This window comes from Ginsengibacter sp. (genome assembly GCF_057362405.1).
The window spans coordinates 24730-31448 of sequence record NZ_JBMQQG010000170.1; the positions used below are offsets into that span (position 1 = coordinate 24730).

At 40.1% G+C, this 6719-nt stretch carries 4 protein-coding genes; all 4 read left to right on the forward strand.

Annotated features, from left to right (window positions below; translation table 11 throughout):
• The first annotated feature begins 199 nt into the window (after positions 1-199).
• The gene (locus tag ACO1O5_RS14280; protein ID WP_486271329.1) at positions 200-1570 is read left to right on the forward strand and encodes a sugar porter family MFS transporter; all 1371 of its coding nucleotides are present in this window, start codon (positions 200-202) and stop codon (positions 1568-1570) included.
• 23 nt (positions 1571-1593) lie between these two features.
• Positions 1594-2499 (forward strand): carbohydrate kinase family protein, encoded by a 906-nt coding sequence (locus ACO1O5_RS14285; RefSeq protein WP_486271331.1) that lies wholly within the window; start codon positions 1594-1596, stop codon positions 2497-2499.
• 65 nt (positions 2500-2564) lie between these two features.
• The gene (locus ACO1O5_RS14290; RefSeq protein WP_486271333.1) at positions 2565-5702 is read left to right on the forward strand and encodes a SusC/RagA family TonB-linked outer membrane protein; all 3138 of its coding nucleotides are present in this window, start codon (positions 2565-2567) and stop codon (positions 5700-5702) included.
• A 19-nt stretch (positions 5703-5721) separates the two neighbouring features.
• Positions 5722-6719 (forward strand): RagB/SusD family nutrient uptake outer membrane protein (locus tag ACO1O5_RS14295; RefSeq protein WP_486271335.1); only part of this gene is annotated, 998 nt, incomplete at its 3' end.

A 6719-nucleotide genomic window follows, 5' to 3' on the forward strand; every position in this document is an offset into this window, starting at 1 on the left:
TGGTGCAACAATTTCGAAAATTAACGGTACGATTTTAAAAATAATTTTTAAAGATAAATTAAATAAGTATTATAAAGGGTGTGCAGTTCAGTTGTTTAGGTAAAATTTATTGCCGGTACAAATTTATAAGTATTAGTTCTGAATTTGAATGATAAATCAGGTGGTCTGAATCTATATTCGATTTCAAATCGCTTGGTATATGAACAGAAAATTGCTTTTATGGAGCATAGTTGTCGCTCTCGGTGGCTTCTTATTTGGTTTCGATACCGCAGTGATCTCTGGCGCAGAACAGGATATAAAAAGAATATGGCAATTAAGTGATGTTCTCCACGGGGTGGCAATTGCAATTGCACTTTACGGAACCGTAATTGGAGCTTTATTCGGAGGTATTCCGGCCACAAAATATGGAAGAAAAAAAACCCTTCTTTGGATTGGTATTTTCTATTTGATTTCTGCGGTAGGTTCTGCACTGGCTCCGGGCGTATATGTTTTTATGGCTTTCAGGGTGCTCGGTGGTTTAGCAATCGGGGCGTCATCTGTAGTTGCTCCCATGTATATTACTGAAATCGCCCCTGCAAAGAACCGCGGCAAGCTGGTAGCTACTTTCCAATTCAATATTGTGTTTGGAATTTTGATGGCATACTTATCCAATTATTTGTTACAGGGAGTTGGGGGTAATGATAGCTGGCGCCTGATGTTAGGTGTTATAGCCATTCCCGCTTTAATATACTGCATTCTTGTTTTCTTTGTTCCTGAAAGTCCACGCTGGCTGATGGTTCACCGGGGTGATTATGTTAGGGCCCGCAAGATTTTAGAGATAAGCGACCCGGTTGGAGTGGATGAAGCCATAATCGAGATTCAAAAAACCGTTGAACTGGACCATCAGAAAGAAAGTGTGACAGCCTTTTTATCCAAACGATTCAGTGTTCCCATATTTCTTGCGATGCTGATAGCATTTTTCAACCAGATGTCAGGGATAAACGCGGTTATCTATTTTGCACCGAGAGTATTTGAACTGGCAGGAATCGGCAAGCAGGCAGCCTTTTTGCAGAGTGCGGGTATAGGTCTGGTGAATATGGTTTTTACCATGGCAGGGCTATATCTTATTGACCGTATTGGAAGGAAACAACTTATGCTGATCGGTTCCGTAGGGTATATTGTTTCACTAGCAGCAGTTTCCATTGCTTTCTATTCAGGCAATGCGGGCGGCATGGTAGTTCCTTTGTTGCTGTTCCTTTTCATTGCTTCTCATGCGATAGGGCAGGGTGCGGTTATCTGGGTATTTATTTCAGAGATATTTCCAAATAGTGTAAGAGCGTATGGCCAGTCTCTCGGTTGTGCAACCCATTGGATCATGGCTTCAATAATCACCACTATATTTCCGATAATGGCGGCAAGGTTTGGTGCCGCACCACTATTCCTTTTTTTCGCGTGTATGATGGTGCTGCAATTGTTGTGGGTGATCTTTAAAATGCCGGAGACCAAGGGTGTGCCTTTGGAAGAATTGGATGCTAAACTTATAAAGCGAAAAATCTCAACAGTAGATACAATTCCCGTTGTTAATTTATAACCAAAATATTTACAAAAACGTTAATGGTAAATGTAAATAATCAGACAGTCGTTTGTTTCGGTGAAGTTCTTTGGGATATACTGCCTTCAGGTTCCGTGCCGGGAGGCGCTCCTATGAATGTTGCTTATCATCTGCATAAACAACGGAAAAACCCGGCAGTTATTATCAGTGTTAGTAATGATGAAAGCGGTCACGAACTGATCAGAATTTTTTCTGAATATGGTGTTTGTGCCGATTTTTTCCAGGTAAATAATGAATATGAAACGGGAAAAGTATATGCTCAGCCGAATGAACATAATGAAGTCGTATATGACATTGTAAAACCCGTGGCATGGGATTTTATCAAGTGGGAAAACAGATACGAGGCTTTGGTGACAAACGCTCGGTTTTTTGTTTTTGGAAGTCTTGCAGCCAGGAATCATGAGTCAAAAGCTACTCTTTTTAAATTATTGGAGTGCGCAAATACTAAAGTGCTCGACATCAGTTTAAGGGCTCCACATTTCAATCGAAGAATTGTGGAAGAATTATTATCGAAAGCTGACTTTCTCAAATTAAACATTGCCGAACTCGAATTAATAACCGGATGGTTCTCCAAACATACAAGCATAGAAGACAGGGTGCGATCCATTACTGACAAATTTAAAATTCAAAACATGGTAGTTACTATGGGTGGCGCTGGCGCCGTACTGTATTATAACGGTAATGAATACGTGCAAAAAGGTTATAAAGTGGAAGTGGTAGATACGGTAGGGAGTGGTGACGCTTTTTTAGCAGGGCTGTTAGCCCGGTTATCAGATAACGCCTCACCGGTTAATGCTCTTGAGTTTGCAAGTGGCCTGGGTGCTTTTATCGCAATGCAAAAAGGAGCATGCCCTGTATATAACGTCAATGAAATTTATAACCTGCTTAAAACAGGAGTTGTTCAGTAAAGTAAAGCCATGGAATCTCTATTAACTATAAAATTTAAAAATTTCAATCATTAAAAAACTTGTTTATGAAAAAATTACAGATTTTATTGCCGATGTTATTAATGGCAATATTCGGCTTTGCCCAGCAAAAAACTATAACGGGAACGGTTACGGGCAATTCAGATAATGCCCCGCTCGCCGGAGTTACCGTACAGTCAAAGGACAAAACGGCCTTAACAGATAATACGGGAAAGTTCATTATTGAAGCATCTGTAGGTGATAATCTTACATTCACTTCCGTAGGATACAAATCAGCTACGGTGAAGATAACAGGCCTTGAGAATTTATCGGTAGGATTGGATGCAGCTGCAGCAAAAGAACTTGAACAGGTTGTTATAGTAGGCTATACTTCTCAAAAGAAAAAAGATTTAACCGGGGCCGTTGCCGTAGTGGAGTTAACTCCTGCGGTAAAAAATAATACCTCCGGTAATGTAATGCAGGCTCTCCAGGGAAGAGTGGCTGGTTTATACATTGAAAAGGATGGCTCACCAAATGGGTCCAATTCAAGAATATTGATAAGAGGTGCTAATACGCTGGGAAATAACGACCCGCTTTATATCATAGATGGTATAGCAACTACGAGACCGGAAGTTTTTCAAAATATGGACCCGGCAACTATCGCGTCAGTTCAGGTTTTAAAAGATGCTTCTGCGGAATCTATTTATGGGGCTCGTGCTTCCAATGGTGTAATTATAGTCACTACTAAGAATGGTGGTAACACAAACGGCAAAGTCAAATTTGATTTTAACAGCAGTATATCCAGCCAGTCAGAAAAATCAGAAAGATTCAAAATGCTCAGTTCGGTGGACAGAGGTAAAGCCTTATGGCAGGCTTCCGTTAATGACCAACAGGACCCGGCAGCAGGTTATGGAGAAATTTACAATTTTGATTGGAATAATGATTTTAATAATCCTGTATTGAATAGTGTAACAGTTAAACCCTTTGTAGGTGGTGATCAAAATACTCCAGCCGGTAATACAGATTGGCAGAGTGTAATGTATAAAACCGGTATTGTAACAAATAATAGTTTAACTGTTTCTGCAGGTAATAAAAACTCTTCATTAGAAATGAACCTCGGGTATCTAAATAACTCAGGTATGCTAAGATATACAGGTTATGAACGTATGAGCGGCAGCATTAATGCAGTAACCCGGTCTTTCAATGACAAGGTTACCTTTGGCCTTAATTTGAGGACTGCCAATTCTAATGAAACTTTAACTGCTAATGATCTCGGCGGAGCCTCTACCACATCTCTGGCAGTTACTTTAGCGCCCACTATTCCAGTGTTCCAAAAAGATGGAGTTACGTATGCGGGAGAATTAGGGGCAGGCTACTCTGATAGAAATAATCCTTTACATATGCAATACCTGGCAAGATGGAATAATGCAAACCGGCTGAGTACGCTTGGTAACATTTTTGTGGAAATTCAACCGATTAAAAATTTATTTTTCAAATCTAATATAGGTGCAGATTATGCCACTTATTCAAAAAAGGTCATTTCACCAACATTCGTTGAAGGTGCATTAGCCCGCACGACAAATAGCTTGTCGTTTGATAGAAATCATTTTTTAGGAATTACCTGGTCAAATACACTTCGCTATAATTGGAATTTAAACGAAAATCATAGCTTCAAGTTTTTAGTGGGAACGGAATATCTCAAAAGAAAAATAGATTTTGATTTTACCAAAAAAGAAGGATTTGCACTTCAAACCGAAGAGTACTTCACCTTAGATGCTGCTACGGGCAATACCATCGCTACCGGAGGATCAACGGGCCACCAGTTGTTCTCACAATTTGCAAGAGTTGATTATAGCTACTCTGATAAATACCTTGCTGCAGTTACCATTCGCCGGGATGGGTCTTCCCGTTTTGGAAAAAATAATCAGTATGGTATTTTTCCCGCGGCTTCAATCGGATGGAGAATAGACAGAGAAGCATTCATGCAAAAGAATAACTTATTCTCTGAGTTAAAACTTCGGGTAGGTGTTGGCCGCGTAGGTAACCAGGAAATTGGCGATGTTAATAATGTTTCCCTTTACCAGACACGATATGGAACAACCCAAAACCAGTTGACACCCGGATTTTGGGAGCAATATATGAACATAGGTACTGCTTACTCTTTGTCAGGCGCTAATACCGGAACATTGCCTTCAGGTTTTGTGCAATCGCAGGCTGGCAATCCTGACCTTAAATGGGAATCTACCGACGAGATCAATGCCGGGTTAGATTTCAGTATTCTTAAAAATAAAATATACGGTTCATTCGATTATTTTTCACGGAGTACTACAGGTATATTAATTAACCCACCGGTCGCAGCAGTTTTGGGTGAAGGGCAAAATAAAACCGTAAACGGGGCTTCAAAAAGTAATAAAGGCTGGGAACTTTCCCTGGGGTACCAGGGTGAAAAAAGAGGAGATTTTACATATGATGTGAAACTTAATTTCGCACATTTCAGAGATAAGGTAACGGAACTTCCTGAAAATGTACGTCCCGCATATCCAGGTATTCCTGGTAATACAATTCTTGGCCATTCCCAGTTTGATATTTTTGGTTACAAAACCGACGGCATCTTTCAATCACAAGCCGAAGTCGATAAAGCTCCCACACAAATTGGCGCCGGGCCTGGCAGAATCCGTTATGTAGATATTAATAAAGACGGAAAAATAGATGCCAATGACCAGACTTGGATAGGTACCACACTGCCTTCACTTGAATATGGATTAAGAGTAGATGTGACTTACAAAAAATTTGATCTTTCCTTATTCGGATCGGGCGTAGCAGGAAGAAAGGGATTTGATGTTTATACACTGTTCAATAATCTGATGAGAAGCAGGGAAAATGTAGGGCCAGGCGTATTCAATGGCTGGACACCACAACACACCAATACGACAGTTCCGGCATTAACGCTTAAAGACAATAATAACGAAGGCCGAACTTCCGATTATTTCATAGTAAGTACCTCCTATTTCAAAATGCGTAATATTCAGCTTGGATATAATGTCGTTCCAAAAGCTGTTTTTTCAAGGTTACGGCTTTTTGTAATGGCAGAAAATTTATTCTGGTTCAAAAGCAAAAGCTATCAAAGTCCTGACCCCGAAAGAATAGACCTCGGTCCTGTTCCAATACCAAAAACATTAACCTTTGGAATTAATGCATCATTTTAAAAATAAAACTTACATCAAAATGAAAAATATAAAAATAATTACTTTTCTACTATCAGGGCTAATGCTTGTTAGCTCTTGTAAAAAAGCACTTGACTACACTCCGCCGGGAGTTTTATCATCTTCAGATTTAACGTCTCCAACTGCGGTTGAAGGCTTGGTTACCGCGGCATACGCAGCTATTGGAAACGGAGATATGATCGGACCCATTTATAGCAATTGGGTATATGGAAGCGTTCATTCCGATGATGCCTATAAAGGTGGGGGAGGTACCGGTGACGTGGGAGAAATTGATGCCATTGAACACTATAACTTAGTGACACCTTCGATGGGAGCTTTTGTTACACGCACGTGGCAAAATTTATTCAAATCAATTGCGAGGGCCAATGTGGCTCTGCGGGCTGTTAATTCTCTGGATGAAGTTGCTTTTCCTCAGAAAAAAATACGTCAGGCAGAATTGCGGTTTTTAAGAGGGCATAGTTATTTTATCATGAAACTCTTATATAAAAATATTCCAATTTTTGATGAAACGCTCACCAGTGATGAGATTCTAAAAGTTTCAAATGACTTGAGCAATGAAGATTCCTGGAATAAAATTGCTGATGATTTTCAATATGCCATTGACAATTTACCCGAAACCCAACCGGAAATTGGGAGAGCGAACAAATTTGCCGCAGAGGCTTATCTGGCAAAATTAAGATTATACCAGGCTTATGAGCAAGATGCCACACATCATGTTACTGGCATTAATCAGTCAAGATTACAGGAAGTTGTTACTTTAGCGCAGGCAGTTATCTCATCAGGCAAATACGCTTTGAGTGCTGATATTGCAGATAACTTCTTGCCTGAAACCGAAAATGGCACCGAATCAATTTTTGCAATTCAATTTACTATTAATGATGGCACAACAGCTGGAAGGTTGAACTATGAAGATGGATTGAATTATCCTCACGGAGCACCACAATATGGTTGCTGCGGTTTTCATGCTGCCAGTCAAAACCTGGTAAATGCCCATACCAC